We start from the raw sequence: 26,997 nt of genomic DNA on the forward strand, positions 1-26,997 counted from the left end.
TTGTCATGGCAATTAAACAGTATAATCAGCCCCGTTTCGGGGCTGATTATATCGTAGCTATCAGTCGATGATGTTACCTTCCCGGGCTGCCAGATAGGCTGCCAGTTGATCGGTGTCCTGAAGACCGTGCGAGGCGGCCTTACCCATCAGTTCGGCCGGAACCTTCCAGCCCGGATCGACACCATCCATGTTGGGAAGTTCATGCGCAATTCCCTTGTGGCAGTCGATACAGGTCGCTTTGCCCGAGAGGAGATAGCGTGTGTGAATGTCGGCGGCACGTTTCGTCTGCTTGGTCAAATCCATAGCAATCGACGAGTGGCAGTTCCGGCATTCCAGGCTGTCATTGGCCTTCAGGCGCGCCCATTCGTGCTGGGCAAGCTCAAGCCGCTTGTCGAGAAACTTCTCGCGCGTATTGATCGTGCCGAAGATCTTGCCCCAAACTTCTTTCGAAGCCTGCATCTTGCGTGCGATCTTGTCGGTCCATTGATGCGGCACGTGGCAATCCGGACAAGATGCCCGAACACCCGAACGGTTGGAGAAATGCACCGTTTGCGTCAGTTCCTCGTAGACGTTGGTCTTCATTTCGTGACAGCCGGTGCAGAATTTTTCAGTATTGGTCACTTCCAGTGCCGTGTTGAACGCGCCCCAGAAAATAACCCCTCCGACAAAACCGCCGAGCGTGAGGAAGCCCAGGCCCAAGGTTCCAGCGGGCGTGGCGAGAATACGCCAGGCCCAAAGGATCACCGCTTTGATCATGCCGATCATTGTCCAGATCCCGCCGGTTTGAAGCCGAGTTCGCTCATATCCTTGAACGTGTTGTCGACCAGGGGCCGAGTATCTGCCTGCGGGACGTGGCACGCCGTGCAGAAATAACGGCGCGGCGAAACGTCGGCGAGCATCTGGCCTTCACGGTTCATATAATGGGTGACGCTGATCATCGGCGCACCGGAACCTTCCGTCAGTTCACGTCGGTGACAGGACATGCAGCGGTTGGTGTTGACCGACAGCTGGTATCCCTCGATCGAATGCGGGATGACCGGCGGCTGGTCGGGATAGTTGCGCATCTTCTGGATGTCGTCGACGATCCATCTTGGCAGCGGATCCGCTCCAGTGTTTTGCATCGGGCTCGGACGGCCCGATAGTTGTGGCACGGTCTGCGCGAGAGCGACCGTGCCGGTGACCAGACACAGAGCAAGCGCGAAAAGCGTCCAGAGACGCCGGCTCAGGCGACGGGAAGGATCTTGACTGCGCATTTTTTGAAATCCGTCTGTTTGGAAATGGGGTCGGTGGCGTCGAGCGTGACCTTGTTGATCAGCTGGCTGGCGTCGAACCAGGGCACGAAGATCACGCCATGCGGCATGCGGTTACGTCCACGGATATCCACCCGGCTGAGGATTTCCCCGCGGCGCGACTGGATTTTCACCTGTCCGCCCTGGTTGATGCCGAGCCGGCGCGCATCGTCTCCGTTCATGAAGCAGCGGGCACCCGGAAATGCTTTGTAAAGCTCGGGCACGCGCATGGTCATGGAGCCGGAATGCCAGTGTTCGAGAACACGGCCGGTGACCAGCCAGAAGCCGAACTCGTCATCCGGCGATTCCGCCGGTGGCTCGTAAGGCGCTGCGAGAATGACGGCGCGACCGTCCTTCTGGCCGTAAAATTTGACGCCTTCGCCTGTTTTCACGTAAGGGTCATAACCTTCGCGGTAACGCCACTTGGTCTCCTGGTTGTTGACGACCGGCCAGCGCAGGCCGCGGACCTGGTGGTAGAGGTCGTACGGACCAAGGTCGTGGCCGTGACCACGGCCGAAGCTGGCATATTCCTCGAACAGACCCTTCTGAAGATAGAAGCCGAAAGCCTTCGCTTCGCGGTTCTCATAATCCGACGAGATTTCGGAGACCGGGAACTTGTCGACATTGCCATTCTGGAAGAGCACGTCATACAGGTTTTTTCCCTTGTAATCCGGGTTCTGGTCGAGAATGTCCTGAGGCCAGACTTCGTCGGTGGTGAATCGCTTGGAGAATTCCACCAGCTGCCAGAGGTCGGAGCGGGCTTCGCCCGGTGCGTTGACCAGCTGATGCCAGACATGCGTCCTGCGTTCGGCATTGCCGTAGGCGCCTTCCTTCTCAACCCACATGGCGGCGGGCAGGATCAGGTCGGCTGTCATCGCGGTCACCGTCGGATAGGCATCCGAGACGACGATGAAGTTGTCCGGGTTGCGGTATCCGAGATAGGCCTCGTTGCTGTTGTTGGCAGCCGCCTGCATGTTGTTGTTCACCTGAACCCAGTAGAAGTTCAGCTTGCCATCATGCAGCATGCGGTCCTGCTGGACGGCATGGTAACCGGGCTTTTCCGGAATGATGCCGTGCGGGATGTTCCACAATTCCTCGGCATGCTTGCGGTGTTCGGGGTTGGTCACCGTCATGTCGGCCGGCAGGCGGTGGGCAAATGTGCCAACTTCGCGTGCGGTGCCGCATGCCGAGGGCTGGCCGGTCAGCGAGAACGGGCTGTTGCCCGGTTCCGAGATTTTGCCGGTCAGGAGATGGATGTTGTAGACCATCTGGTTGGCCCAGACGCCACGGACGTGCTGGTTGAAGCCCATGGTCCAGAGCGACATGACCTTGATTTTGGGGTCGGCATAAAGCTCGGCCAACTGTTCAAGGAAGGCCTTGTCGACGCCGGCAAGCTCGGCAACCTTGTCGAGCGTGTATTCGGAAACGTGCTTCTTGAACGCTTCGAAATCTATCGGCGTCATGTCGGCGGCCTTGACCGCACCGGTTGCCTTCACTTCCAGCGGATGTTCGGCGCGCAGACCGTAACCGATGTCGGTGGTTGCCTGCATGAACTTGGTGTTCTTGTCGATGAACTCCTGATTGACGCGACCGGTCTGGATGATGTGGTTGGCGATATAGTTGAGGATCGCCAGATCCGTGCCGGGCTTGAAGACCAGCGGAATGTCGGCAAGATCCATACTACGATGGGTGAAGGTCGACAGAACCGAGACCTTTACATGCTCGTGGCCCAGGCGACGGTCGGCAAGACGCGTCCATAGGATGGGATGCATCTCCGCCATGTTCGAGCCCCACAGCACGAAGGCGTCGGCATGCTCGAAATCGTCATAACAGCCCATCGGCTCGTCCATGCCGAAGGTGCGCATGAAGCCATAAGCCGCCGATGCCATGCAGTGGCGGGCGTTGGGATCGAGGTTGTTCGAGCGGAAGCCGGCGCGCATCAGTTTTGTCGCGGCATACCCTTCGAAAATCGTCCATTGGCCGGAGCCGAACATTCCGAGCGCTGTCGGACCCTTTTCCTTCAGGGTCTTCTTGGCCTTTTCGGCCATGATATCGAAGGCTTCTTCCCAAGTGACGGGTTCGAATTCGCCTTCCTTGTCGAAGACGCCGTTGCGTTTGCGTAGGAGCGGTGTCGTCAGGCGGTCCTTGCCGTACATGATTTTCGACAGGAAGTAGCCCTTGACGCAGTTGAGGCCGCGATTGACCTCGGCCTCCATGTCGCCATGGGTGGCAACCACGTGGTTTTCCTTAACGCCGACCATGACACCGCAACCAGTGCCGCAGAAGCGACAGGGGGCCTTGGACCACTTGATTTCCAGTGCCGCAACGCCACCGGGGACGGATTGGGCGGCTGCCGGCATGGCGATGCCGGCTGTCGATGCTGCGATGGCAGCAGCTTGCGCTTTCAGCACATCACGCCGCGTGAGTTCTGCCGTCATCCGACATCTCCTTTTCTGCAATTGTCTGTTCGAAGACCATGTGTGCGGCGATGACGTCATCCATCGCCGAAATTCCGATTAATGTTTCACCGAGAAAGCCGGAACTTGGGCCTTCGATGACGATGACGATCTTGCCGCCACCGGTGGCATGCACCTCGACGCCTTCGATATCGGTGAGGGCGGCAGTCATACGCTCGACCGCCTCCGGCCGTACGACGACCACAGCGCTCGATATATGGTGCTGTGGTTCACGCATGCGCCACCTCCATCCTGTTTGTCGTCATGCTGATGGACTGGGCGGGGCAGACCGAAATGCAGGCACCGCAACCAGTACAGGGATCGGTATCGAGCACCGGTACGAAAGGCCCACCCAGCCGTGGTTTGAACCGGATTGCTGTCGTCGGACAGGCATCGCGACACGCTTGGCAATCAACGAAATTCAACGCGAGACAGGTGCCTGCGATGACGGCGTGATGGGCAAACGATATGGCGGGTTCAGGCGGGAAAACCCGCTCGGGACATCGCGCGGAACATTCGCCGCAGAACGTGCATTCGCCGACTTGAAAATCGACGGTGGGAACACGATCACGCAAGCTGATTATTTTCGTCGGACAGGCATCCACGCAGTCACCGCAGCCCGAACAGTTGCGCACGGATTCATCCGTTACGCCGGGTGGATAATAACTGCTATTTTCGCGCAAAACGCTGCCGGTCAAGAATGCGCGACGTGTGCTGGCCACCTGCCCCATATCACTCACTCCGCCGAATTGGGCCGTGCCGGGGTTATGTCGTGCGGGCCAGGGGGGCCATAGACGATCTGGTAGGCCCAAACTGCAAAGCCATAGGAGGCAACGGTGCCGACTGCGACTATGGGCCAGATACCAAACGCAAGAACAACAAAAGTCAGCAGCTCGCGACGCCGCTTTTTACGGAACGATGTCTGTTCGAGAGTTGCGGTCGGCTCAACCATATTCGCTTCCGGTTTTAGCTGAATCTGAAATGCAAATATGCACCAAATGCCTTAATTATAACCAAATCTGCCAATCGCTCACCTTGATAAAAATCAATTACAGCCGCAGTTCGCTAAAAAAATATGCGTAAAGATTAAAAAGTAGACAAACAGAAGTTGTACCGCTGGCAACGCACAACATTAACGACGATATTTCCAATGACTGAAACCAAGTCCGGTCATCTGGTTTCAGATCGGCCGCTGCCTCGGTGCTCAATGAGCACAACTTCCTTCGCCCGGCGCTTCAGTGTTCCCCAAAAACCAGCATTGATCAAGTGGACGAGTGTCTCTTCGCGTAATCTACCTATACGCGATAACTTTCGTTTTTATTTGTGTTGGAACAACAACGCGCATTCAAGTCGATCTAACTTCAAAGTTGCGGAACAGACATTGATCCGCTTCTTGAAAAAGGGAGAGACTTTCATGAGTGAACAGTTTCGGTTGACCCGCCGGAGCATGCTGGCCGGCGCAGCTGTCGCGGGAGCATTGGCGCCGGTCGTCACCTCTGTTGCACATGCCGAAGGTGGAGATATCAAGACAAATGCCGCTGCAGCAGGAGCAAACATCGCGACTCTGAAGCGCGTGAAGGTTGACTTGGTCAGGCCACCATTCGTACATGCCCACACCCAGAAGGCTGAGGGCGCGCCAAAGGTTATCGAGTTCAAGATGACCATCCAGGAAAAGAAGATTGTCGTCGATGACAAGGGGACGGAAGTCCATGCGATGACATTCGATGGATCTGTTCCGGGGCCGATGATGGTCGTTCACCAGGATGACTATGTCGAACTGACCCTGGTCAACCCTGATACCAATGAACTGCAGCACAACATAGATTTCCATTCGGCGACGGGTGCGCTGGGTGGCGGAGCGCTGACGGTGGTCAACCCCGGTGAGACGGCGGTGCTGCGCTTCAAGGCCACCAAGGCGGGTGTGTTTGTCTACCACTGTGCCCCCGCCGGCATGGTGCCGTGGCATGTCACTTCGGGAATGAATGGCGCGATCATGGTTCTGCCGCGTGACGGTCTCAAGGACCACAAGGGCCACGACCTTGTTTACGACAAGGTGTACTATGTCGGCGAGCAGGACTTTTATGTTCCGAAGGATGAGAACGGCCAGTTCAAAAAGTACGAAAGCGCCGGTGAAGCCTATCCGGATGTCCTGGAAGCGATGAAGACACTGACCCCGACACATATCGTGTTTAACGGGGCGGTCGGCGCTTTGACGGGTGACAACGCCTTGCAGGCAAAGGTTGGCGACCGTGTCCTGATCCTGCATTCGCAAGCCAACAGAGATACGCGTCCGCACCTCATCGGGGGCCATGGCGACTATGTCTGGGCTACTGGCAAATTTGCCAATCCGCCAGAACTCGATCAGGAAACATGGTTCATCCCCGGAGGCGCTGCAGGGGCGGCTTACTACACGTTCCAGCAGCCTGGTATCTATGCATATGTAAACCACAATCTGATCGAGGCGTTCGAGCTTGGCGCGGCCGGTCACTTCAAGGTGACGGGCGACTGGAACGATGACCTTATGACTGCTGTGGTCTCGCCGACCTCGGGTTGACGATGTTTGGCTCGGCCTCGGATCGAGTGCCGAGCCGCATCCCCGTGCCGGCCAGAGGAGGCCGGAGGGATCGGAGGATCCTATGACGTTTCCCAATGCCGCTCTTCTTCGTAATGCCTTTTCGTCGATCGCTCTTCCGTTCGCGCTTGTTGTCGGCTTGACGGGCGCAATTGGCTTTCAGTCTGGATTGCTGCCGACGCGCGGAAACGACGGCCCAGTTCCTGAAACCATCCGCATCCCTGCGGGGCGCCTGGAGTATCGTGAAAGTGGAGAGTTCTTTCGCAACGGCCTCGCCGTCGATGCGCCGAAGGTCAAAATTCTTCGGCAGTCGCTGAGCATCATGAAATATCAGGTGAGTGCTGAGAGTTACGATCAATGTGTTCTCGAAGGGGGCTGTACTCGCCGCGATTTGCTGACATCGTCACGCGCGGATTTGCCCGTGACCGGGGTAAGCTTTGACGATGCGGCCATGTATGCCCGCTGGCTTTCTGATAAAACCGGAGAGATCTGGCGATTGCCGTCCATTGAAGAACTGGCGTTTGCTGCAGGCTCGAAATATCCGGATGATGCACTCGGCATCGATCCGGACAGCAAAAATCCCGCATTGCGCTGGCTGGCGGACTATGAACGCGAAACCGCGCGTAAAGCCTCGCGTCTTCCTCTTCCTCAACCCTACGGGAGTTTTGGCGAGAACGAGAACGGCCTTGCCGATTTCGGAGGAAATATATGGGAATGGACATCAACCTGCCTGCGCAGGGTCATGCTGGACAGGTACTCGAAGCCGATATCGGAAGCCGAAAGTTGCGGCATCTATATCACGGCCGGCAAACATAGCGCCCCGTTGAGCTCGTTTATTCGTGAACCCAAAGGCGGCGGTTGTTCGGTCGGTGCACCACCCGATAATGTAGGCTTTCGCCTCGTGCGTGACAGACGGTGGTATGCGCCGCTGCTTTTTGCCATTTCGGGCCGGCCGATGTAGCGTTGCTCAGCCCGATTCCTCAGGGAGGGAAGTGGGCTGCGTTTCGCTATGAACGCGACCTGACCGGCTTCGCACCGAGGAACAAGCCACCTTGAAAATCGACCGCTCGCTTATTCGATCTATTTCGCTTTTCGACCTTATGCCGGACGATGAGTTGGATCGGTTGCTGCAGCATGCGTCTGCGCGGCGCTTTGCCCAAGGGGAAGCGGTTTTCGAACAAGGCGGATCCGCCGGCAGCTTCTTTCTTCTTCTGCACGGCCGGCTGAAGGTGACGCAGGTGACGGAAGACGGCCAACAGATCATTGTTAGGGTGGTGCATCCGGGTGATTTGTTCGGGTTTGCCAGGGCACTGCAGCGTACCGACTACCCAGGCACGGCAACGGCCGTCGCCGAAAGTGTCACGCTGGCCTGGCCAACGGAGCTTTGGCCGAGTTTCGTGGAGCACAATCCGCGCCTTGCCGTGACGGCCATGCAGACTATTGGGGAGAGGCTGGAAGAAGCACATGTTCGCATCCGCGAAATGTCGACCGAGGAAGTTGAGCGACGGGTTGCTCACACCGTTCTGCGCCTCGCCAAGAAGGCGGGGAAACAGGAGGAGCTTGGCATCCGCATCGATTTCCTGATTTCCCGACAAGACATTGCGGAAATGACTGGCACTACCCTTCATACAGTTTCGCGCATTCTAAGCGCTTGGGAACAAATGGGTTTTGTACTGGGCGGACGACAAAAGCTCTTTGTAAAAGATATGTCCGGGCTTGAGAGTATTGCCGCGGGCGAATTTCGACGGAGAAAATAAAACTCCGCTCCACTTTGCTAGGAAATGGAATCGATCTCACATCGTGATCGGAGCATGCGCTGAGAGCGAAGATTGGGTGCCTAGACGTTGAATATCCAGAACGGATTCCAGCTGGCAAGTACGGAGACGAAGAAGTTGTCTCGATGATCCGCTCTTCCCGGTAAAGCTTTAAGAACGGCTTCGGGTCTCGACTTGTCGAGCGTTTGCTGGCGGCCGAGCTCAATGGAACGTCAACGATCATATATGATTCTGCCGGGGTCATCTGTGAAATCGAGGCGTTAATGCCGCCACACGGCAGGGCATGACCAGCAGGAACCATTTTCCCCGCCATGACTTCTTTGGTGACGCAACTCAATCAGGGCTACTATGCAGGAAAAGGATCAAAACCAACGCGATGCACGCAGCGCCGGGGACCGTTTGGTCGCAGGGCATGTGAGTGAGGACCCATTCGCGGCGGCGTTCAAAGCCACGCGTATGCCAATGATCGTCACGGATCCAAACCAGGCCGACAACCCGATTATCTTCTGCAACGAGGCTTTTAGAAAACTAACTGGCTATGGTGACGATGAGGTCATCGGCCGCAATTGTCGTTTTCTGCAGGGACCTGAGACTGATCGGGATACCATCGCGCTGATGCGCGAAAGGATCGGCGCCGGTCAGGACGTGGCCGTGGATATCCTCAATTATCGCAAGGATGGCTCCACGTTCTGGAATGCCGTATTCATTAGCCCTGTGCGCGACGAAGCAAATAGGATCATCTACTTCTTTGCTTCCCAGCTCGACTTCACGCCCGTCAAGAGTCGAGAAGCGGATCTGGCCGCCGCGCGGCATCAGGCCGAGGCGGAGGTTGCAAAACACACGGCGAACCTGCGCTCGGCGCTGGACGCCCGCACGCTCCTCGTCCACGAGGTCGACCATCGGGTAAAGAATAATCTCTTGACGATGGCCTCGATCGTCAAAATTCAGGCGCGTGTCACCAGGGATGATCGGCAAAAACGCACTCTGATGTCAGTGCTGAACCGGATCGAAGCGCTCAGCACGGTTCAGCGCAAGTTATTTACCCTGGACGATGTATCGAGGTTCGACATGTCGGAGTTCACGCGAGAGCTTGTCACCGACCTGGTCGATGCGACAGGCCGCAAAGACATTCGCCTTTCGCTGGATCTGTCACCTCTTCTTGTGCCGGCCGTCAAGGCCACACCACTCTCGCTGATCGTCAACGAACTCGTCGGCGACGCCGTCCGGCGTGGGCTAAGCGATGGCGGCGGCGATATCCATGTTGTCGTCAAACGCCTCAACGGCCACTTTCTGATCCGCGTCGAAGACACATCGGAGCCGGTTGAGCCGGACAGCGAGAGTGCCGAGCTTGGACGGATGTTGCTTGAGGCCTCCGCCCTGCAACTCGGCGCCGAAATCGAACGGAAGCGGGACGGGCAGAAGACGATTGTCGATGTCGTCCTTCTCGTCGGCGACCATCAGGAGAATACGCATTGAAAGTCATGATCGTAGAAGATGAGATGCTGCTTGCCATGGAGCTCGAAAGCGAGGTGGAAATGGCAGGACATATCGTGACCGGGCTTGCCATGAGCAGCACTCAGGCACGCCAGCAGATCGGCAGTTCGAAACCGGATTTTGCATTTGTGGACATCCATCTCATGGATGGGCCAACGGGCATCGATGTCGGGCGAGAGCTTGCTGCTGCAGGTATTCCCTACGTGTTCGTCAGTGGCAACATCAAGAAAATTCCCGATGACTTCGCTGGTGCTCTTGGCGCAATCGAGAAACCTTACACGATGAACGGGATGAAGAACGCACTCGCTTATGTGTCGGCGATCATCCAAGGAGACGATAGCGGCTCGCCGCCGGTGAGCCTAGTTCTTGCCGAAGATGCGAATGCGGTACGGCGATCTGCGTGAACAGCGACGGTGCAGTTGATTTCGGCTGTACAAGGGACGACACAAAGCTGCTTAACTCAGTTTGATGTCTTCGCTCGTCACGGCCTTCCTGATCGTAATTCAGGTCCCTCTTTGGGCCCGGCAGTTTCCGATCCACCGTCGCGTCGTCTGAACCCGTTACACTTGTCGGCTTGGCAATTACGGCTCATCGAAAGCCGTCGCTCTGACCTCGAGCTCCCTACCAGTCGGATTTTGCCGAAAAATCAGTCCGCCGCCAGCTTTGGTCCTGCCAGTCCATTACCCAAAACTCAGCGAGATTCGTGCTTTGCGAGGGGGATACGACCGTTCTCCTCGCCGTCCCAGTATTGTATCTCGATGGCCGACACCTTGATCAGCACGATGCCCGCGGTATCGATCCCTTCCGGAAACCACCGCTCAAAGTCTTTGACCCAGTGAGCCTTAAACTGAACCTTGTCTCGGATCAGGCTTGCGGTACCGTCTATCGCCAGGAATATGCCCGGCTTACCGAGTAAGCTGGGTGGTGCAGTAAACGTCAGGCCGACGCGTGCGTCTCGCTCGATGTCGCTGACCTTGCGGGTCTGCTCATATGAGAAGAAGTAGGACTCGCCGTCGTAATCGACGTCACCATTGTTGCTCATCGGGCGAACGCTGAACGCGCCAGTTTCGTCCTTCGTTTGGAGCATGCAGAAGTCGATTTTCTGCAGCTGCCTTGATAGTTCTTCCAAGCTGCGCGCCGGCATATGGCTCTCCAGAAGTCGAGTATGTGCCACTCAAACTCGCCGCCACTGCGTTCGTTCCGTGAAGGCCGGGCCGGGAGCCCGTGTCGCGCCGGGTCTCAACAGGCTCTTTCCATCGTGCGTTTGGACCAGACATGATGTTCGACTCCCCACATATCTGCGGCGTCAAAACGTCTGGCATGGCTGAGACGGACATCGCATTAATCAATCAGCCTGTCCCGCTACACTTGTTGGTTCGACCCCTTCGATTTGGTCGCTCGCAATGGAACAGTGAACGCCGCGGCCTGCTTGATCAAAAATCTTGAAAACTCCGCGCGGCGGACGACGGCGTTCAGGGGTGTGCGCGCAGGTTACAGGTTCACGTAAATGAGCACTTGCACACCCGCCTTCGGAGGAACCTTCTTTTTTGCTATCGGTTTTACGGTATCTGCGGTGTAGCCGTACTGGCTGCAAATCTCGCTGTGAAGAGGCGCCCTATGTCTGCTCTATTTGAGGCCAAACGCAAACCGGAATGGATTTTGCTGGTCGCGGGAGATGATACCGGCTTGCGACGTCAGCAACTGGATGAGCTCCAGCAGCACGTGCAAGAGCTTAAAGAACGAGCAATCATTGTTTTCGAGGTTTCACGAACCGAGGTTACGGCCCTTGAGCAAGACTGTCGCTGCGTGGCAGGTTCGGCCGATGTTGCCAAAACTTACAGACTAGCCTTCGATCGCTTCACGGCTTCCCTCGTTGATGTAAACGATTCTGTAAAATGGGTGGCACCAATCCCAGTATGTTTCGCAGACATAGTCACAACTATCGAAGAATTACCGCATCGTGAAGCCGAGAACGCAGCGAGGGGGCCGTCGTTATCCGGTTAACCTCTGGCTGGACTGCAGTCAGTGTCGATCCTGTCTCTTTCCCCACATCCGAGAGATTGACATGCGCTTCCCTTTCTTTGGAATCAGGTCCACGTCGCTGACAAGCCTTGCCCCGCCATCCCGTTTCTCGAGAGTAATCTTTCGGCTGTGAAATGCCTCAAGTTCTGTTCGGTGACCAACACTCAGTATCGTAACATCCGGCAATTCATTAATGACCGTCTCCATGATCTTGTCCTGGCTTTTGTCATCCAGCGCCGACGTTGCCTCATCCAGTACGACAATGTCGGGGGCATTCAACAGCAGTCGGGCAAACGCCAGCCGTTGTTTCTCACCGCCGGACAAGGTGTGGTCCCAAGGGGCTTCATCGGCGATCTTGTCCTTGAGATGTCCCAGGCCAACCTTCTCCAGCGCTGAACCGATTTCCTCGGCGTTCCAGCTATCGGCTTCTTGCGGATAGGCGACCGCCCGGCGAAGTGATCCCGTGGGAATATAGGGCTTTTGCGGAAGCATGAACAATCGGGCGTTGGCACGGAAATTGACGCTTCCTTCGCCCCAAGGCCATAGCCCTGCGATTGCGCGCACCAATGTGCTTTTGCCAGAGCCGGACTCCCCAGCCACCAGCACACGTTCGCCCGGTTCGATCTCTACCTGGGTTTCCTTCACGACGGCTCTACCGTCACCGAGGGACACGGACAGATCGCGAAGACTGAGCATGGTATTGTCAACAGCTTCGCCTCTAGCGATGCGGCCAAGGCTGTCGCTGGTTTCGGCGCGTTCGAGGCCATCGAGCGACATCATCAGCGACGCGACCCGGCGAGCACAGGCGTTCCAATCTGCAAGACGGGGATAGTTATCGACCAGCCAACCAAAGGCCGTCTGGACGATTGTAAACGCCGATGCTGCCTGCATGACTTCACCAAGTGACATGCTTCCATCGAGAAATTTGGGAGCGCATAGCAAGACCGGCACCACAGGGGCAATCAGCATCGATCCGTGCGAGACGAGCGTGGTGCGCATATATTGATGAGCAAGCTGGCGCCATTGCTCACGCACTTTCTGAAACGTTCTATCGAGGTCGTTTCGCTCCTCTTCTTCACCTCCGAGCAGAGCAATGCTTTCGCCATTCTCCCTGACCCGCGTGAGTGTATAGCGAAACTCGGCCTCGACCTGATTCTTGACCTCGGAGACCTGCACAAAGTTGCGGGCGATGTAAGCGATCGAGCCTGACGTTACGAAGGCGTAGATCACCGCGGCGACAACCAGAAACCCCGGGATCGTAATAGACGATCCGCCGACCGGCAGTGTTAAGGCGCCGCCGATCGTCCAGAGTACAACGATGAAGGTCGAGGCAGAGAGAAAGGCGGAGATGACACCTGATACAAAATCCACAGGAGACTCGGTTGCGATCCTCATGTCTTCAGAAATTCGTGCTTCCGGGTTCTGATGGTCACCACCGATCAGGTTCAGTTGGTAATATCGACCATTGGCAAGCCAGCGCGCGATCAATGCCTTTGTTAGCCAAGAACGCCAACGTCTCTGGATCAGCATCCTGACGAATACCTGAATGGTAACCAGGGCTACGCTGCCTAGCACCAGCGGCGGAAACAGAGCTCCCAGATAATAGACCGATGAGGCATTGCGTTGCTCGATCGCGTCGAAGATTTCCCGGTTCCACACATTGATCCCATATTGGAAACCGACGTTCAAACCAATCAACGCGAGGAGACCAATGGAAACTGGCCATGCCAGACGGTCACCACGACGGCTCCAATAGCCGCGCGCACTGATCCAGAAGCGCTTTAAAAGATAGGATTTGCGAGCCTGCTCGGCTTCCTCGGGTGACATTGCCTGATCGGGTTCAATGGCCTCAGGTACCGGCTCGGTCTCTGAGTGCTCTTCATCCTCCTGTGGAGGGATTTCAGCACCCTGTGATGTTGCGAGTTTTTCAGTTGCGGGGTCGATTTTGCGATCACTCATGAGCCCCTTAACGGCGCTTGAGATAAAAGGTTTCACGCTGTTGTGATGGAATTTCAAGCCGCTGTTTAATGCGCACCTCCGGGCCAATAGCTCTCGCCATTCAAGGAGGGAACGAGAGTCTCGACATCCCTTGGATCGTTCTCCGGGGGGGCTAAAGGCATCGAAGCTTTTTCCCGAATGCAGCCAGGGCGACGTGATGAAGATTGGCGAACCCGCGTCGGCTATATTGTCATCGCCGACGCGGAGAACTTGTCAGAACTTAGCAATAAGTGCCGCTTCTTCGTCGTCTCGCTGTCGTCCCCCAAGTGCAGCGGCCGCAGAAGCGATGAAGGCACCAACCAAGAGCGATAGTGCGCCAAGCATCGCTGTTGTGGAGGCTGACTTACGAGCCTTGTCTGCCGCTTCCTGCGCTTCAATTTTCGCCTGATCGATCCGCTGCAGCACAGCATCGACGCGCGCTGTCGCTTCCTCGGGCGTGAGCCCAGTGCGAGACGCCACGACTGCCGACAAGTAGGTCTTGTCCTCGTCCGGCATTGAACCAGCCGTCGCTGAATTGAGGAGGATACGGGAAACCTCCGCTGTCGCGGCCGCATCGTCAGTCTGGGTGCGATTGCGTAGATCCTGCCGACGAAGCAAGGCATCCGTGAAATATCCGGCCGCCACGTTGGCACCTGCTTTGTCAGAGCTGCTGGCGGATGTAGCGCCGACGATCGTCGCGCTTGAGCTGGCAGATGCCAAAGCCTGAATTCCGCCGCCTACAAGGCTTGTGAAGGCAGATCCCGCCAATCCGGCAACGATGACTGTTGCAAGCGCCCAGCTTAGGAAGCCATGCGCGGTGTCACGAAAAAACACCTCGTCGGTATGCACGCCGGCCCATTTCGTGCGCAATCGTCCCGTCAGATAGCCACCGAGGGCGGAAGCGAGCCACTGGACCACAACAAACCAGATTGCTGCTGTGATACTCACTGTGGTGAATGAAGCGCTTTCGCCCGCCCAAGGCGATACCATCGTCAGACCAACGCCGGCCCCCACCAGAAGCAGAATGAGCGCAGTAGCCGCTGCAGCAACCGCGCCACCTATAACCGGCCCCCAACTGAGAGCCGAGGCAGAGGATTCAACTCCGACATCTGATACACCGGATTGATAGAGAGGCATGTCATCCTCCTAGCGCATAAACAGAACCAGAAGGATGACGATCGGCAACGGCACGCCGAGAAGCCAAAGAAGAATACCGCGCCCCATAATAACCTCCGATAAACGACTTGTTGTTGGTACCGCCTGAACGCTCCTGAAACTTCCCGGTTCCTCGTTATGTCGCTTTGTACGGTCTTCGGGACTTTCTGCCGAGGAGAGCCGCCGCCACACCGGCGTAGGGCACAAAGTTTTCCCTTAGGCTTTCGCCTATTGCCCTAACGCCGTATCCGCCATCGAAGACCGCTGCACTACATGCAAAGCGGCTTGATAACGTCCATCCTGATATCGCCCTCGACTACGCCGCGAACCAAGTCGCAGCGCCCGTGTTCTATCTCGACGACGGTGTAGAGCTTTTCATCCCTGAACGCGCTCGCAGTTCGGGTTGATACATCGTCGGCTGGAGCCGCGTCGATTTCCATGAAATCCAGCTCTCGTTCCGCGGCGACTATTCGCGCATCTCCAGCTGTCCGTGCCGCGACGACCACGACACCGTGTCCCGGCTTGTTTGCCCACGCGGGATCATCTGCTGGAGCTATCGGTTCAAGCCGATAAATGTTGAGGGCCTCCCCAACGAACTTCGACGGTGCGGCGTCTGCAATCTGGCTTTTACTTTCCATGGATCGACCGAATGTCGTGCTGCTTGTTGAACTTCCGGTGAGCTCTGGATGTATGTCTTTCAACTGGGGCATTGCCGTTCCTCCAATTGAGACGAGAACACTCTCGGCTATCTGGTGTTCCATTAAATGTCGGGGACAGACCACTGTGTACGTTCATCGCTCTTCCAGCGGAACACGCTGCTCCTATCTTCAATTCAAAAGATGGGAGGAACGCATTTGAACTTTAGGATGGACGAAGATGAGCTGTTTGGTTCACCCGGACTAAATCGTATCAGCCAGCAGACGCAGCTGAAGGCATCGAGGCACCGAGAACGTCATGGTGGAGCCATTTACGGTCGTAATCCGAAAGTTCGCCAATAATGGTATCATCGCAGATCCGATCGAAATCGGGGACCGGCAAGCTCGACGCCGCCGATTCACTCACACATCAGCAGCCGCTCCGCCACGCACAACCCCTGTGGCTCGCCAAACCGCGTACATCTATCGTCACGAGAAAGGTCCCGTCATCCGATCGCTTCGATGTCATAGTGGTGGGTGCGGGAATTGGCGGCGCCCTCATGGCCCATTCACTCAGCGGCAAGGGGTTGCGCATCCTGACGATCGACCGCCGCCATCCGGTTCGTGGCAGCAGCGCCGCAAGCACTGCCATGATCCAGCACGAGATCGATGTCTCGCTTCATCGTCTCGCTCGAACGATCGGTCACGACAAGGCTTCACGGGTCTGGCGCAGGTCGGCAGGTGCGGTCGAGGAGTTGAAGAGCCTCATTCGGGATCTCGGCATCAACTGCGAATTCCAGGCGAGGCACACGCTTTTTCTCTCCGGGCAAGAGCTTGGCGCGCGAGCGTTGAAAAAAGAGGCGCAGGCTCGAGAAGAGGTAGGAATTCTGGCCGAATATCTCGATCGGGCGGCGCTTTTGGAGCGTTATGGTATTAACCGAAGTGGAGCGATCAATAGCGCGATCTCCGCATCGTCAAATCCTGTGCAGATGACAACGGGCATTCTTCGCGCAGCCAAGCAGCAGGGCGTGGAAGTCGTGGAGGGACTGGAGGTCACCGATGTCCGCGAGGTCGGCGATAACGTCATCGTTGCGACAGATCAGGGGAAGATGATTGAAGCGGCCCATGTCATATTCTGCAGCGGATACGAGTTTCTCGAATGCCTGAGAAATCCACGCCACAAGCTCATGTCGACATGGGCTTTGGCTAGCAAGCCAAGGCTGAAACGACCTGACTGGCTGGATAATTACCTCGTCTGGGAGGCTTCGGATCCGTACCTCTACTTTCGTTCGACATCCGATGGACGCGTCATCGTCGGTGGGGAGGACGAGAAAGGTGAAGCTGCCTATCTCGACCCGATAAAGATCAAACATAAGACAGCGGTCCTTGTCGAAAAGCTGGCTGACCTGACCGGGATTTCGCTCGGCAAACCTGATTTTTCCTGGTCGGCTGCGTTCGGCGTCACACCTGACGGGCTTCCGATGATTGGGACTGCGCCAGGGATGCGCCGGGTCTTTGTATCGATGGGATTTGGAGGAAATGGCATTACGTTTGCAAAGATTGCGGCAGACCTGATATCCGCCACGGTTCTCGGCCACCAGGACGTCGATTGGGATCTGTTTCCCCTCCTGTAGCCTGGAACGGTTGCCATGTGCCGCGATGCGGTAGCAGCGCACCGCGTCGAATTTTTCGGCATGTTGCCTAATCGAATTTAAGCGCGGACTTGAGCGGGACGGTCAGCGCTACCGAGCCATCTGATCTGACGACCTCAAGACAGTCACCGTCAATGATCTTCCCATTTTTGACGTTGTTTGCAAGAATCTCTCGGGCCGAACTAACGGCGTAATCGTGGGCTTCATCTAACGTCTTGAATTCCGAGCCGTCCGGATCCTCGGTGAGCACGCCATCCTGCCTGATATGGAAGAAATATTTCTGCATGAAACCTCCGTCGCGGCTGTCTTAACCATGGAAAGCGGTGAACGTTCCAGACTTAGTTAGCCGTTCATCTGATTGGTGCGGTAGTTGCCGAACACGCGATGAATGTCACGACTTTGGATTCAGCACCTCTGATGCAGGGGCGGTTTCAGTCTCTCCAGGAGTTTTGCCAAATACGTAGTAACCAGCCAGTAAGAGCCCGACAATGAAGATTATACTGACAAACACATACATCCTTGAACGGGCTTTACCGCCTGTGCTCATGTTCTTCCTTATCTTCCATCCACATTGACAACATGCGCATGCGCCATGAGATATCGCCGCTACAGGCAGTTTCCAGCGCTTCCACAGAAAATCCTGCATATTGAGCTTCAGCTCTCAGAACCCCTGCCAGCATCGCAAAATCCAGTTCTTCGTCAGCCGGAGTGGCGATGACGGGGAGAAGGAAAATCGAGTCCTCAATCCACTCAGTTATTCTCATAAAATCGCTCCGGCTGTGACGAGCTTGATAATGGCCCGATATGGCTTTGGTTCCCGATCATTCTGCCCGCACCAAGGCTAGGGCTGCCAATCAAGTGAGAATATTTCCCATCGGATCGGGCCTTGCACCGGCCTCTCCAAGATGGAGGGAACAAATACGCTGTTTTCTATCGATACGTCCCCTGACCGTCCTTCCATCCCCGGACCCAATGTGCCGAACCAACCTTCGTTTGCTGAGCAATTCTCCGACATGCGAACGCGTACCAACGGTAGTCGAGCCGCCTATCTTCAAAAACAATTGACGTTATTTCAATCTGGCAGACGCGGTGGCTCCGCATATCAACGTCTGATGACCGGGTTCGCCAAGAAGCTGGCGAAGGATGATATTTCGGCCCTCTCAGCTTATTTCAGCATCAGGTAATGCGACAGGCATTTAGTCGAATTGGAAGCGTAACGGTAGATGAGAGGTAGAAGCCTGTCCTACCTCTCATCAAAGGATCAGCAGCGATCCACGTACCTGTTGCCATTTCGATCGCGATAGTAGCAGCGCCCCGGCTGATCTGCGACGTTGCCGATCAGCGCGCCGGATACGCCACCAATTGCGGCGCCGACGGCCGCGCCTCTGACGTTGCCAGTGGCGACACCCCCGATGACGGCACCACTCGCGGCACCTATACCGGCACCCCGTTCTGTCGAAGAGCATGCGGTCAAAGCCAATGCCGCCAACAGTGGAATGATGATTTTATGCATTGAAGCCTCCTTCTCTAACAAACGGCAAACGTCGTGAGGTGTGATGCGTTCCGCGCATATTTAGCGAGAGAAGAAGTTGGACCTTGCAACATCTATCAGCTCGTCTCCACGACCACTCATCACAGCCTTGGCTGCCCAAAGGCTCATGCCCATCACCTGCGCGGCCTTGATCTTCGGGGGAATGGATAGCTCTTGCGGATTTGTGACTACATCGAGAAGTGCCGGGCCTGGATGGCGTAGAATAGCTTCAATACCGCGTTCCAACTCGGCGGGATCTTCCACACGCACAGCATGGATGCCGGCCGCGCGGGCGACAGCTGCAAAGTCCGGGTTTTCAAGGTTCGTTCCGGTCTCGATATAGCCGGCCGCCTTCATCTCCATGGCGACGAAACCTAGAGACGAATTGTTGAAGACGATGACCTTCACGGGAAGATTTTCCTGTTTCAACGTCAGAAAGTCGCCCATCAGCATGGTGAAGCCGCCGTCGCCGGACATGCTGATAACTTGCCTGTCCTTATCGGCAGCCTGCGCTCCAATCGCCTGGGGCAACGCGTTGGCCATAGAGCCGTGAACGAGCGATCCGATCAGGCGCCGTTTGCCGTTCATCTTGAGATAGCGGGCAGCCCAGACCGTGGGCGTTCCGACGTCGAAGGTGAAGATCGCGTCGGCCGATGCCTGTTCACTGAGCAGTCTCGCAACATGTTGCGGGTGAATTGTCCCTCCCGCTTTGCCGGTCGCGAGGTCGTCCAGCCCTTCGCGCGCCTTCTCGTAGGCTGCCAGGCAGCGATCGAGGTGTTTGGTGTCTGTCCGCTCTTTAAGCTTCGGAAGTATTGCGTCGAGCATCGACTTGACATCAGCGACGATCGCCAGGTCTAGCGGTGTTCGCCTGCCAAGGTTCTCGGGCCGGACGTCAATTTGCACAACCTTTGCATCAGTCGGATAAAACTGCCTGTATGGAAAATCGGTCCCGAGCATAATCAGGGTGTCGCATTCGAGCATCGCCCTGTAACCGGACGAAAACCCGATCAGACCGGTCATGCCCACATCATACGGGTTTTCCCATTCGACATGCTCCTTGCCACCAAGTGCATGGACGATCGGTGCCTTGAGACGCGAAGCCATGGCAACGACTTCGTCATGCGCGCCTTGGCAGCCACGGCCGCATAGGAGAGTGATTTTTGAACTTTCGCCCAGCAACGTGATCAAGCTGTCGACCTGCTCATCATCCGGGACCACGTGCGGCATGGCCAACTTAAGGGCCGCCGGAGACGAGATTTTTGCGGAAAAATCGGCAAGGGCGATATCTCCGGGGATAACGATGACCGCAACACCGCGTTTGCCAATTGCAGCCCGAATGGCGGCCTCCATGACGCCCGGCAACTGCTCGGGTTGGCTGACGAGCTCGCAATAATGGCTGCATTCCCGAAAAAGCTGATCCGGATGCGTTTCCTGAAAATAACCTCTGCCAATTTCCTCGGACGGGATCTGCGCTGCAATTGCGAGAACCGGGACACCCGACCGGTGGCAGTCAAACAACCCGTTGATCAGATGCAGGTTGCCCGGACCGCAACTCCCTGCACAGACGGCGAGTTCGCCTGTGATATGAGCTTCTGCGCCGGCGGCAAAGGCCGCAGTCTCCTCGTGGCGAGTATGAACCCACTCGATATCTCCTCGCTTGCGCAAGGATTCCGTCAGTCCATTCAGGCTATCGCCGACAACGCCATAGATCCGCTTTACGCCGGCGGTGTGCAAAATCTCGGTCATTACGTCGGCGACTTTGGACTTCATCACGGTACTCCTTCGAAAATTGGCTCACAGCGGGGGGCACTGAACCACTTAGTCCCCTAGCGGATCATTCCAACCCCGGCCTTGGCTGGATCGTTGGAGACGCTGACCGCTTTCGAGATGCCGTATCAATGCCATGCGAACGGACGATACCGCAGCTTCCGGCTTCGATATTGCATGATTGCTCGTCAGATTTTTTCGATCGACTGGGAACCCGTTGTCAGCCCGCGTCTTGTTCAGGCATGAGAGCGTCGCCGAAGAAAAACGAACGCAGCGGAGCTGATCTCCATGTCCGAGATCAGATAATTCACGCACTCTATCTCAAGCTAAAATCCGAGAGGGAGACGCGTGAGGCTCTTCTCGATGCGTACCAAGCGGGAGCCGGACCTGAGGTTATGGAAGCGATTGCATCCGATCCGGTCCCGTTGATCGACGACTTGGGACAAGAAGAGACGGTGAGGGCGCTCGTCGATCGGTTTATCACGAGATCGGATATGCAGCCGGTCGAGAATAGTGGCATTGGCGGTGACGCCTGATGGCCAGCAAGGTTTCTGCCTATCAAGCTAAACGCGATTTCAAGAAAACTAGAGAACCGTCCGGAGACGTCGAGGTTCGATCGTCGAACCGCCTTCGGTTTGTCATCCAGAAGCACGATGCCAGCCGACTGCATTATGATCTGCGCCTGGAACTTGATGGGGTCTTCAAATCCTGGGCGGTGACCCGCGGGCCATCTCTCGACCCCGCCGACAAGCGGCTGGCCGTCGAGGTGGAGGATCATCCCCTCGACTACGGTGACTTTGAAGGCACGATCCCGAAGGGCGAGTATGGCGGCGGCACCGTCATGCTGTGGGATCGCGGTTACTGGGAGCCGGAAGACAACATGTCGCCCGAGGCCGCCCTGAAGAAAGGCGATCTCAAGTTTGTTCTCCACGGCGATCGCCTAAAAGGCAGCTTCGTGCTGGTCCGCATGAAGAAGGATCGCGATGACGGCAAGCGTATCAACTGGCTGCTGATCAAGCATCGCGACGATCATGCCGCCAGCAGGAATGGTGGAGCGATTCTCAATCGAGAAAAAACATCGGTCGCCTCCGGCCGCGACATGGCAGGCATCTCGTCGGGTAAGGGGCGCAAACCGAAGTCATTCATGCTGAGCGAGGCGGCTATCGACGCCGACGCCGTCTGGGATAGCAGTATTGGTTTGGCCGCAGAGGAGAGGAGCGCCAGGAAACCCTCTGCATCGAAACGAAGCAGGCGCTCAAGCAAAACTTCCATGCCCGCATTCATCCCGCCGCAGCTCTGCAAAACCCAGAATCGACCTCCCTCGGTTTCCGGATGGCTGCATGAAATCAAGTTCGATGGCTATCGAATCCAGATGCGCATTGAGGCAGGCAAGGCTCAACTGAAGACGCGCAAGGGCTTGGACTGGACGAAGCGTTTCAATGCGATCGCTGCGGACGCGAAGGTACTGCCTGATGCTATCATCGACGGCGAGATTTGCGCTCTGGATGGCAGCGGCGCCCCGGACTTCGCGGGCCTGCAGGCCGCCTTGTCGGAGGGCAAAACCGAGGATCTCGTCTATTTCGCATTCGATTTGCTTTTTGCCGGCAACGAGGATCTGCGCGGTATGCGGCTGGATGAGCGCAAGGCCCAGCTCGAAATCTTGCTTGCCGATGCGAAGGCTGGACCGCGCATCCGCTTTGTCGAGCATTTCGAGACGGGAGGAGATGCGGTGCTCCGTTCGGCTTGCCGGCTTTCACTCGAAGGCATCGTGTCGAAGGAGCTCGACGCGCCTTATCGATCGGGCAGGAGCGATAGTTGGGTCAAGTCTAAATGCCGGGCAGGGCATGAGGTGGTGATTGGTGGCTATGCCACGAACGGCAGCCAGTTCCGCTCCCTGCTGGCGGGCGTCTATCGCGGCAAGCACTTCGTCTATGTCGGGCGGGTTGGAACCGGCTTCGGTAATGGCCGGGCGAGAATGTTGCTCGACACCTTTGAGCCACTGAAAATCGGACGCTCCCCGTTCACCGGTATCGGTGCGCCCAGGAAAGAGGAAGGTGTCCATTGGGTGACGCCGGACCAGGTTGCCGAAATCGAGTTTGCCGGATGGACGGCCGACGGTCAGGTGAGGCAGGCCGCCTTCAAGGGGCTGCGGGAAGACAAGCCGCCGAGCGAGGTCACGGCCGAAGAGCCTGCACCTCAAAAGCGGGCCGCGCCGACGGCCGAGCTCAATCACACGACCTCTACGAAGACGGCCGCCCGGAAAGGCGCGAAGGCGGAGGTGATGGGCGTACTAATCTCGAACCCTGACAAGCCGCTGTGGCCGGAAGAAGACCCTCCAGTCACCAAACAGGACTTGGCGCTCTTTTATGAGGCCGTCGGCGCATGGATGATCGACCATCTGCGCGGCCGGCCCTGTTCCGTCGTCCGGGCGCCTGACGGGATCGGTAAAGAGCAGTTCTTCCAGCGCCACGCCATGCCCGGCACATCCAGCCTGCTGGAACTCGTCAAAGTTTCCGGCGACAAGAAGCCCTACCTGCAAGTCGATCGCGTAGAAGGCCTTGCAGCGCTGGCGCAGGTGGCGGCTGTCGAACTCCATCCATGGAACTGTCATCCGGGCAAGCCGGATGTTCCCGGCCGTCTGGTCTTCGATCTTGATCCGGGCCCGGATGTGGCTTTCGCCACGGTCGTCGACACCGCCCGTGAATTGCGTGATCGGTTGGATGATCTCGGTCTCGTCAGCTTTTGCAAGACCACCGGCGGTAAGGGGCTCCATGTTGTCACCCCGCTTGACGCCGGCAGAAGCAAATCTGTCCGTTGGGAGGAAGCAAAGGATTTCGCCTATCGAGTTTGTCAGCAAATGGCTGATGATCAGCCGGATCTCTATCTGACGAAGATGGCAAAGAAGCTAAGGGCAGGCCGGATCTTTCTCGACTATCTTCGCAACGATCGAATGGCGACGGCTGTCGCGCCACTGTCACCACGAGCCCGGTCGGGGGCAACTGTGTCGATGCCTCTAACCTGGGCCCAAGTGAAGTCGGACCTCGACCCCAAACGGTTCACCATCCGAACCGTGCCTGCTCTCCTTAACAAAACCGAGCCCTGGAAGGACTATGATCAATCCAAGCGCTTGCTTGCACAGGCGATGAAACGGCTCGACGGGAAAACCTGATCAGTTACTTCGTCTTGGACCGGCGATTGTCTGCTTCGACTGACTTGCGAAGAGCGTCCATGATGTTAATGACATTACTCGGCTTTTCAACTTCCTCAGGCTCGGAGGTTTTTGTGGCCGTTGGCTTTCGGCGTTTCTTTTTCGATTTTATGATGTCGAGAAGGTTATCCTGGACGGGGTCCGAGACCATCGCTGCGTCCCAGTGTCGGGTCTGCTTCTTTATCAGCTTGCGGACGAGCGGCAGCGCTTCCTTTTCCGGCTTTGCTTTGCTCAAGCCATCGAAATAGTCTTTTGTCTCGCGCACCTCATCGCCATAGCGAAGCGTCCACAGGACGATGCCTTTGCCTCGTGGCTCAAGCATCACGGCCCGCTCGCGGCGCCCGAGGACGAGCCGGGAAATTCCAACCATTTTCTGGCTATCCATGGCAGCACGGATGACGGCGAACGCTTCTACGCTCACTTTGTCGTTTGGCGTCAGATAATAGGGCTTGTCGAGCCAGATCCAGTCGATCTCTTCGCGGGGCGTAAAGGTGGAGATGTCGATCGTCTTCGTGCTTTCCAGCGCGACATGCTCGAGATCGTCGTCTTCCAGTATGACATAATCGTCTTCCGCCCGCTGGTAGCCCTTCACCTCATCCTGCTCGCGAACTGTCTTTCCGGTGACCGAGTCGACGTATTGGCTCAGAACCCGATTGTTTGTCTTACGGTTCAGCGTATGGAACTTGATCTTCTCGCTATCGGAGGTCGCAGGGGTCATTTCGACCGAGCAGGTAACGAGCGACAGTTTGAGGTAGCCTTTCCAGTAGGGACGCAGTGGCATCGTGGTTTGGCTCCCTATCCGGCTTTGCGACGAGACGATCCGGCGGACTTGGACTTACCGCTGTTTGCCGCCGTCTTCCGCGTGGTGTTTGAGTTGGCGGATTTCCGGTTGGTCGACTTTTTCTGGGCCGCGCCGGCACTGTCCCTCAATGCCTGGAGGAGATCGCTCGGCTTCGATGCCTTCGGCGCCGCAATTTTCTTGAACGGCTTGCCTTCGACCTTCGCCTTCACCAATTCGGCAAGAGCCTCCTCATAACGGTCGTCAAACTTCGACGGGTCGTAGGCGCCCTTCTTCGTGCCTATGATATGCGAGGCCAGATCGAGCATTTCCTTGTCGATCTTGATGTTAGCCATATCATCGAAGGCCACGTCTGCCGGTCGCACCTCGTAATCGAAATTCAATGTGGTGCCGATCAGACCATCGCCATGGGGGCGGATCAGCAACGTTCGAAGCCGGCGGAACAGCACGGTGCTGGCAACGGCCGCGACCTGGGCCTCCTTCATTCCGTCGCGCAGCAGAGCAAAGGCATCTTCGCCTGTTTCCTGTGGCGCCAGATAATAGGGCTTATCGAAATAGACGTCATCGATCTCATCGCAAGGAATGAACGCCGTGATTGCCAAGGTCTTATCGCTGTCGGGAACCGCCGAGGCGATCTCGTCCGGCTCCAGCACGACATAGCGTCCATTGCTGGTCTCGTAACCCTTCACCTGCGCGTCGTGTTCGACGACGTCGCCGGACACGCTGTCGACGAACTCGCGCCGGACACGATTGCCGGTCTTGCGGTTGAGGATGTTGAAGCTGATCCGTTCCGAGGATGAGGTGGCTGTGAATAGGGCCACAGGGCAGGTGACTTCGCCGAACCTGATGTGACCCTTCCAGTTGGCGCGTGGCAATGCCATCTTCCGATATCTCCGATACAGCTTTGTCCATCAACAGGATAGGCGCTGAATCGTTCCGGCTACGGTGTCGTTTTGGGCAACGGCCCGGCGTTAACATGAACAGAGCGTCGGGTCGTAGGTCCGTGCCTACGCCGTTTCAGACGAGCGGTCTTCTTTCAGGGGCGGACGGGCTTAAGAGCCGCAAGACTTTCTTAAGCGATGCTGACCAAACCGCATAACCCGCCGCATTCATGTGGACCAGATCGGGCAGATAGTATCGGAACATCGGCAAGCCGTTCTCGCCGATCAGGCCGGTACCGACCTCAATCCACGAGGTGTCATCCCGGCCGTCGCACCAGTCGCTTGCCAGCCGGTTGAACAGATTGAACTCGTGCCGGTAGATCCAGCGTGCCGGGCTATGCTTGATCGATAGCACAAAAACCTCCGACTGTGGCATGACGCGCGAAATCCGCTCTCTCAGATCCTTCAGATGGGCAAGCGTCGTATGCGCAGTGAGGCCATCACTGGCAATATCATTTTCACCAAAATAGAGCGCTATCCCGCTTGGCCTCAGCGGTGTCAAAAGCTGATCCATGTAGTGGATGCCTGAAAGAAATGTACCTCCTCCGAAACCCAGATTGACGACGTCCAGCGAGGCTAGATCTTCGGTAATGGAACTCCAGATGCGGAATGAGGACGAGCCATAAAAGGCGATGGGATTTGCGGGAAGGCCGACACGCTCAAGTCGTGCCAGGACCGTAATGATATCGTTTTCGTGACGGGCTGTGCCGATACTGGCTGGAAAATCGTACATATCTATCCTCGGACATATGCTTGAAAGAATCTCGCTGGCGAGTTGCTTCCGGTCTATAAAAGCGAGCGACGCATTACATCGAGCGCGCCACGGATCATGACGTCGTCGGCACCCAGGTTGATCTTGAGGTCGAATACAGTCGCGGCAATCTTGTAGAGGTCGTTCAAGCCGTCATTTCCGACAATGGTGGCCTCGTCACCTTCCGAATACCAGCCATCCTCGCGCGCCTGTCTGAATTCCTGGCCGATCAGTAGGCCGTGGACATAGGACCTCAACTGATCCGTCGTAAGCCTTCCCGCCAGTCCGCCGGTCCGTGCAGAAAACAGCAGTGAGAGCATTGCCGCGGAGCTCTTCGCTTCTTCAAGGCCCCGGCGATAGGCTTCCGGATCATCGACCGGTGGCTGCGTTGCGCCGCGGGCGATGAAGGAATTGTTCAGGAGCAGCGCAAAGATTTCTCCGGTCACAAAGGTTTGAAAGCTGTCTATACGGCCGGTTTTCACCTTGGCCCATTTGCTGTGGGTTCCAGGGATTATGATTGTTGCGTCATCAGCCAGCCCGTGGCCGGCGACCTGGATTTCCTCACCGCGCATGACGTCGGGGAAGGGCCTGCGTGAAGGATCCGTCAGGCCCGGCAGAAACACCAGATCAGATCCGTTCGGCAAGGATTTACGCAAGCTGCCTGCAGCAAGCTCAGCCGGACCTGCAGGGCAGGCGACATAGGGAACTTCGATCCAGCCGTTGCGGCTGGTGATCATGCCGAGCGCGGCAATGGGCAAGGCTCCGTGGGTGGACAACCATGGCGCAAGCGCCGTCATCAACACCTCTTCGTGGTCGCCCTTGTTGAGGCTCGATATGCCTTGTGGCGTCTCGATGATCTCCTTCCCATTGCCGCTTTGGTCGACCAGCGTTGCCCGCAAGGACGTGGTTCCCCAGTCGACGATGATTGCCGCTGTTTCTGCTGCCATCGTGAGCCTCCTCCGCTCATTTCATC

General features: G+C 56.8%; 26 protein-coding genes. 8 read left to right on the forward strand and 18 right to left on the reverse strand.

The genetic code is table 11. The features are described 5' to 3' along the window. Positions 1–60: 60 nt before the first annotated feature. From HNQ72_RS16250 to napE, 6 genes are read right to left on the reverse strand one after another with little or no spacing between them, the layout of a single operon-like run. Positions 61–762 (reverse strand): NapC/NirT family cytochrome c, encoded by a 702-nt coding sequence (locus tag HNQ72_RS16250; protein ID WP_280518282.1) that lies wholly within the window; start codon positions 760–762, stop codon positions 61–63. Next, positions 762–1,253 (reverse strand): nitrate reductase cytochrome c-type subunit, encoded by a 492-nt coding sequence (locus HNQ72_RS16255; RefSeq protein ID WP_183993298.1) that lies wholly within the window; start codon positions 1,251–1,253, stop codon positions 762–764. Before HNQ72_RS16255 ends, HNQ72_RS16250 begins: the two co-directional genes overlap by 1 nt. Further along, positions 1,223–3,727, reverse strand: a complete 2,505-nt coding sequence (gene napA, locus HNQ72_RS16260; RefSeq protein WP_183993299.1) for a periplasmic nitrate reductase subunit alpha — start codon at positions 3,725–3,727, stop codon at positions 1,223–1,225. Before napA ends, HNQ72_RS16255 begins: the two co-directional genes overlap by 31 nt. Further along, positions 3,702–3,983: a chaperone NapD gene (locus HNQ72_RS16265; protein ID WP_183993300.1), complete on the reverse strand. Its 282-nt coding sequence runs from the start codon at positions 3,981–3,983 to the stop codon at positions 3,702–3,704. The genes napA and HNQ72_RS16265 overlap by 26 nt, the downstream gene beginning before the upstream one ends. Continuing rightward, complete coding sequence (locus HNQ72_RS16270; protein WP_183993301.1) at positions 3,976–4,476, reverse strand: ferredoxin-type protein NapF; 501 nt, start codon at positions 4,474–4,476, stop codon at positions 3,976–3,978. Before HNQ72_RS16270 ends, HNQ72_RS16265 begins: the two co-directional genes overlap by 8 nt. Positions 4,477–4,481: 5 nt before the next feature. Continuing rightward, positions 4,482–4,697 (reverse strand): periplasmic nitrate reductase, NapE protein, encoded by a 216-nt coding sequence (napE, locus tag HNQ72_RS16275; RefSeq protein ID WP_183993302.1) that lies wholly within the window; start codon positions 4,695–4,697, stop codon positions 4,482–4,484. 462 nt (positions 4,698–5,159) lie between these two features. On the opposite strand from napE, the gene nirK reads away from it, so the two are divergent. The 5 genes from nirK to HNQ72_RS16300 all read left to right on the forward strand — a co-directional run bounded on the left by nirK (position 5,160) and on the right by HNQ72_RS16300 (position 9,990). Beyond that, positions 5,160–6,299 (forward strand): copper-containing nitrite reductase, encoded by a 1,140-nt coding sequence (gene nirK / locus HNQ72_RS16280; RefSeq protein ID WP_183993303.1) that lies wholly within the window; start codon positions 5,160–5,162, stop codon positions 6,297–6,299. Between the two features lie 82 nt (positions 6,300–6,381). Continuing rightward, positions 6,382–7,278 carry a formylglycine-generating enzyme family protein gene (locus tag HNQ72_RS16285; protein WP_183993304.1) on the forward strand — a complete coding sequence of 299 codons (897 nt, stop codon included), beginning with the start codon at positions 6,382–6,384 and terminating at the stop codon, positions 7,276–7,278. Positions 7,279–7,369: 91 nt separating this feature from the next. Then, positions 7,370–8,074: a Crp/Fnr family transcriptional regulator gene (locus HNQ72_RS16290; protein WP_183993305.1), complete on the forward strand. Its 705-nt coding sequence runs from the start codon at positions 7,370–7,372 to the stop codon at positions 8,072–8,074. A gap of 366 nt (positions 8,075–8,440) precedes the next feature. Further along, complete coding sequence (locus HNQ72_RS16295; RefSeq protein WP_183993306.1) at positions 8,441–9,568, forward strand: PAS domain-containing protein; 1,128 nt, start codon at positions 8,441–8,443, stop codon at positions 9,566–9,568. After that, positions 9,565–9,990, forward strand: a complete 426-nt coding sequence (locus tag HNQ72_RS16300; protein WP_183993307.1) for a response regulator — start codon at positions 9,565–9,567, stop codon at positions 9,988–9,990. Before HNQ72_RS16295 ends, HNQ72_RS16300 begins: the two co-directional genes overlap by 4 nt. Before the next feature lie 287 nt (positions 9,991–10,277). Here the strand turns inward: HNQ72_RS16300 and HNQ72_RS16305 are convergent, their stop codons facing one another. After that, positions 10,278–10,730 carry a pyridoxamine 5'-phosphate oxidase family protein gene (locus HNQ72_RS16305; RefSeq protein ID WP_183993308.1) on the reverse strand — a complete coding sequence of 151 codons (453 nt, stop codon included), beginning with the start codon at positions 10,728–10,730 and terminating at the stop codon, positions 10,278–10,280. Positions 10,731–11,203: 473 nt separating this feature from the next. On the opposite strand from HNQ72_RS16305, the gene HNQ72_RS16310 reads away from it, so the two are divergent. Beyond that, positions 11,204–11,590 (forward strand): DUF4174 domain-containing protein, encoded by a 387-nt coding sequence (locus HNQ72_RS16310; RefSeq protein WP_183993309.1) that lies wholly within the window; start codon positions 11,204–11,206, stop codon positions 11,588–11,590. Between the two features lie 18 nt (positions 11,591–11,608). Here the strand turns inward: HNQ72_RS16310 and HNQ72_RS16315 are convergent, their stop codons facing one another. The 3 genes from HNQ72_RS16315 to HNQ72_RS16325 form a co-directional block, all read right to left on the reverse strand. Continuing rightward, complete coding sequence (locus tag HNQ72_RS16315) at positions 11,609–13,435, reverse strand: ABC transporter ATP-binding protein/permease (RefSeq protein WP_244654504.1); 1,827 nt, start codon at positions 13,433–13,435, stop codon at positions 11,609–11,611. A 384-nt stretch (positions 13,436–13,819) separates the two neighbouring features. Continuing rightward, positions 13,820–14,722 (reverse strand): hypothetical protein, encoded by a 903-nt coding sequence (locus HNQ72_RS16320; RefSeq protein ID WP_183993311.1) that lies wholly within the window; start codon positions 14,720–14,722, stop codon positions 13,820–13,822. 287 nt (positions 14,723–15,009) lie between these two features. Further along, the gene (locus HNQ72_RS16325) at positions 15,010–15,450 is read right to left on the reverse strand and encodes a hypothetical protein (protein ID WP_183993312.1); all 441 of its coding nucleotides are present in this window, start codon (positions 15,448–15,450) and stop codon (positions 15,010–15,012) included. Positions 15,451–15,737: 287 nt separating this feature from the next. Here HNQ72_RS16325 and HNQ72_RS16330 point away from each other — a divergent pair, with 287 nt between their 5' ends. Further along, on the forward strand, positions 15,738–17,009 hold the full coding sequence (locus HNQ72_RS16330) for an NAD(P)/FAD-dependent oxidoreductase (RefSeq protein ID WP_183993313.1): 1,272 nt from the start codon (positions 15,738–15,740) through the stop codon (positions 17,007–17,009). Positions 17,010–17,076: 67 nt separating this feature from the next. Here HNQ72_RS16330 and HNQ72_RS16335 read toward each other — a convergent pair whose 3' ends face one another. The 4 genes from HNQ72_RS16335 to poxB all read right to left on the reverse strand — a co-directional run bounded on the left by HNQ72_RS16335 (position 17,077) and on the right by poxB (position 20,328). Then, a complete protein-coding gene (locus tag HNQ72_RS16335) occupies positions 17,077–17,313 on the reverse strand; it encodes a DUF6894 family protein (protein ID WP_183993314.1) in 237 nt (78 codons plus the stop codon). A 244-nt stretch (positions 17,314–17,557) separates the two neighbouring features. Further along, positions 17,558–17,791, reverse strand: a complete 234-nt coding sequence (locus tag HNQ72_RS16340) for a hypothetical protein (protein ID WP_183993315.1) — start codon at positions 17,789–17,791, stop codon at positions 17,558–17,560. Positions 17,792–18,288: 497 nt separating this feature from the next. Further along, positions 18,289–18,540 (reverse strand): YMGG-like glycine zipper-containing protein, encoded by a 252-nt coding sequence (locus HNQ72_RS16345; RefSeq protein WP_183993316.1) that lies wholly within the window; start codon positions 18,538–18,540, stop codon positions 18,289–18,291. A gap of 60 nt (positions 18,541–18,600) precedes the next feature. Then, positions 18,601–20,328: a ubiquinone-dependent pyruvate dehydrogenase gene (gene poxB, locus HNQ72_RS16350; RefSeq protein ID WP_183993317.1), complete on the reverse strand. Its 1,728-nt coding sequence runs from the start codon at positions 20,326–20,328 to the stop codon at positions 18,601–18,603. A gap of 532 nt (positions 20,329–20,860) precedes the next feature. Between poxB and ligD the strand changes: the two genes are divergently transcribed. After that, a complete protein-coding gene (gene ligD, locus HNQ72_RS16355) occupies positions 20,861–23,494 on the forward strand; it encodes a DNA ligase D (protein WP_183993318.1) in 2,634 nt (877 codons plus the stop codon). A 4-nt stretch (positions 23,495–23,498) separates the two neighbouring features. On the opposite strand, the gene ku (HNQ72_RS16360) is transcribed toward ligD, so the two are convergent. The 4 genes from ku (HNQ72_RS16360) to HNQ72_RS16375 all read right to left on the reverse strand — a co-directional run bounded on the left by ku (HNQ72_RS16360) (position 23,499) and on the right by HNQ72_RS16375 (position 26,971). Further along, positions 23,499–24,314 (reverse strand): non-homologous end joining protein Ku, encoded by an 816-nt coding sequence (gene ku, locus HNQ72_RS16360; protein ID WP_183993319.1) that lies wholly within the window; start codon positions 24,312–24,314, stop codon positions 23,499–23,501. A 14-nt stretch (positions 24,315–24,328) separates the two neighbouring features. Further along, positions 24,329–25,213: a non-homologous end joining protein Ku gene (gene ku / locus HNQ72_RS16365; RefSeq protein WP_183993320.1), complete on the reverse strand. Its 885-nt coding sequence runs from the start codon at positions 25,211–25,213 to the stop codon at positions 24,329–24,331. A 136-nt stretch (positions 25,214–25,349) separates the two neighbouring features. Continuing rightward, positions 25,350–26,006 carry a GDSL-type esterase/lipase family protein gene (locus HNQ72_RS16370; RefSeq protein ID WP_183993321.1) on the reverse strand — a complete coding sequence of 219 codons (657 nt, stop codon included), beginning with the start codon at positions 26,004–26,006 and terminating at the stop codon, positions 25,350–25,352. Between the two features lie 53 nt (positions 26,007–26,059). After that, positions 26,060–26,971, reverse strand: coding sequence for a 2-dehydro-3-deoxygalactonokinase (locus HNQ72_RS16375; protein WP_183993322.1), 912 nt, complete (start codon positions 26,969–26,971; stop codon positions 26,060–26,062). Positions 26,972–26,997: the final 26 nt, after the last annotated feature.

The organism is Aliirhizobium wenxiniae (assembly GCF_014201355.1).
Classification (GTDB): domain Bacteria; phylum Pseudomonadota; class Alphaproteobacteria; order Rhizobiales; family Rhizobiaceae; genus Neorhizobium; species Neorhizobium wenxiniae.

Excerpts from the sequence above, each read along its gene's own strand:
- HNQ72_RS16255 (WP_183993298.1), bottom strand. The coding sequence starts at position 1,253 with ATGCGCAGTCAAGATCCTTCCCGTCGCCTGAGCCGGCGTCTCTGGACG.
- napA (WP_183993299.1), bottom strand. The coding sequence starts at position 3,727 with ATGACGGCAGAACTCACGCGGCGTGATGTGCTGAAAGCGCAAGCTGCT.
- HNQ72_RS16265 (WP_183993300.1), bottom strand. The coding sequence starts at position 3,983 with ATGCGTGAACCACAGCACCATATATCGAGCGCTGTGGTCGTCGTACGG.
- HNQ72_RS16270 (WP_183993301.1), bottom strand. The coding sequence starts at position 4,476 with ATGGGGCAGGTGGCCAGCACACGTCGCGCATTCTTGACCGGCAGCGTT.
- napE (WP_183993302.1), bottom strand. The coding sequence starts at position 4,697 with ATGGTTGAGCCGACCGCAACTCTCGAACAGACATCGTTCCGTAAAAAG.
- nirK (WP_183993303.1), top strand. The coding sequence starts at position 5,160 with ATGAGTGAACAGTTTCGGTTGACCCGCCGGAGCATGCTGGCCGGCGCA.
- HNQ72_RS16285 (WP_183993304.1), top strand. The coding sequence starts at position 6,382 with ATGACGTTTCCCAATGCCGCTCTTCTTCGTAATGCCTTTTCGTCGATC.
- HNQ72_RS16295 (WP_183993306.1), top strand. The coding sequence starts at position 8,441 with ATGCAGGAAAAGGATCAAAACCAACGCGATGCACGCAGCGCCGGGGAC.
- HNQ72_RS16305 (WP_183993308.1), bottom strand. The coding sequence starts at position 10,730 with ATGCCGGCGCGCAGCTTGGAAGAACTATCAAGGCAGCTGCAGAAAATC.
- HNQ72_RS16310 (WP_183993309.1), top strand. The coding sequence starts at position 11,204 with ATGTCTGCTCTATTTGAGGCCAAACGCAAACCGGAATGGATTTTGCTG.
- HNQ72_RS16315 (WP_244654504.1), bottom strand. The coding sequence starts at position 13,435 with ATGTCACCCGAGGAAGCCGAGCAGGCTCGCAAATCCTATCTTTTAAAG.
- HNQ72_RS16320 (WP_183993311.1), bottom strand. The coding sequence starts at position 14,722 with ATGCCTCTCTATCAATCCGGTGTATCAGATGTCGGAGTTGAATCCTCT.
- HNQ72_RS16325 (WP_183993312.1), bottom strand. The coding sequence starts at position 15,450 with ATGCCCCAGTTGAAAGACATACATCCAGAGCTCACCGGAAGTTCAACA.
- HNQ72_RS16330 (WP_183993313.1), top strand. The coding sequence starts at position 15,738 with ATGGTATCATCGCAGATCCGATCGAAATCGGGGACCGGCAAGCTCGAC.
- HNQ72_RS16335 (WP_183993314.1), bottom strand. The coding sequence starts at position 17,313 with ATGCAGAAATATTTCTTCCATATCAGGCAGGATGGCGTGCTCACCGAG.
- HNQ72_RS16340 (WP_183993315.1), bottom strand. The coding sequence starts at position 17,791 with ATGAGAATAACTGAGTGGATTGAGGACTCGATTTTCCTTCTCCCCGTC.
- HNQ72_RS16345 (WP_183993316.1), bottom strand. The coding sequence starts at position 18,540 with ATGCATAAAATCATCATTCCACTGTTGGCGGCATTGGCTTTGACCGCA.
- poxB (WP_183993317.1), bottom strand. The coding sequence starts at position 20,328 with ATGAAGTCCAAAGTCGCCGACGTAATGACCGAGATTTTGCACACCGCC.
- ligD (WP_183993318.1), top strand. The coding sequence starts at position 20,861 with ATGGCCAGCAAGGTTTCTGCCTATCAAGCTAAACGCGATTTCAAGAAA.
- ku (WP_183993319.1), bottom strand. The coding sequence starts at position 24,314 with ATGCCACTGCGTCCCTACTGGAAAGGCTACCTCAAACTGTCGCTCGTT.
- ku (WP_183993320.1), bottom strand. The coding sequence starts at position 25,213 with ATGGCATTGCCACGCGCCAACTGGAAGGGTCACATCAGGTTCGGCGAA.
- HNQ72_RS16370 (WP_183993321.1), bottom strand. The coding sequence starts at position 26,006 with ATGTACGATTTTCCAGCCAGTATCGGCACAGCCCGTCACGAAAACGAT.
- HNQ72_RS16375 (WP_183993322.1), bottom strand. The coding sequence starts at position 26,971 with ATGGCAGCAGAAACAGCGGCAATCATCGTCGACTGGGGAACCACGTCC.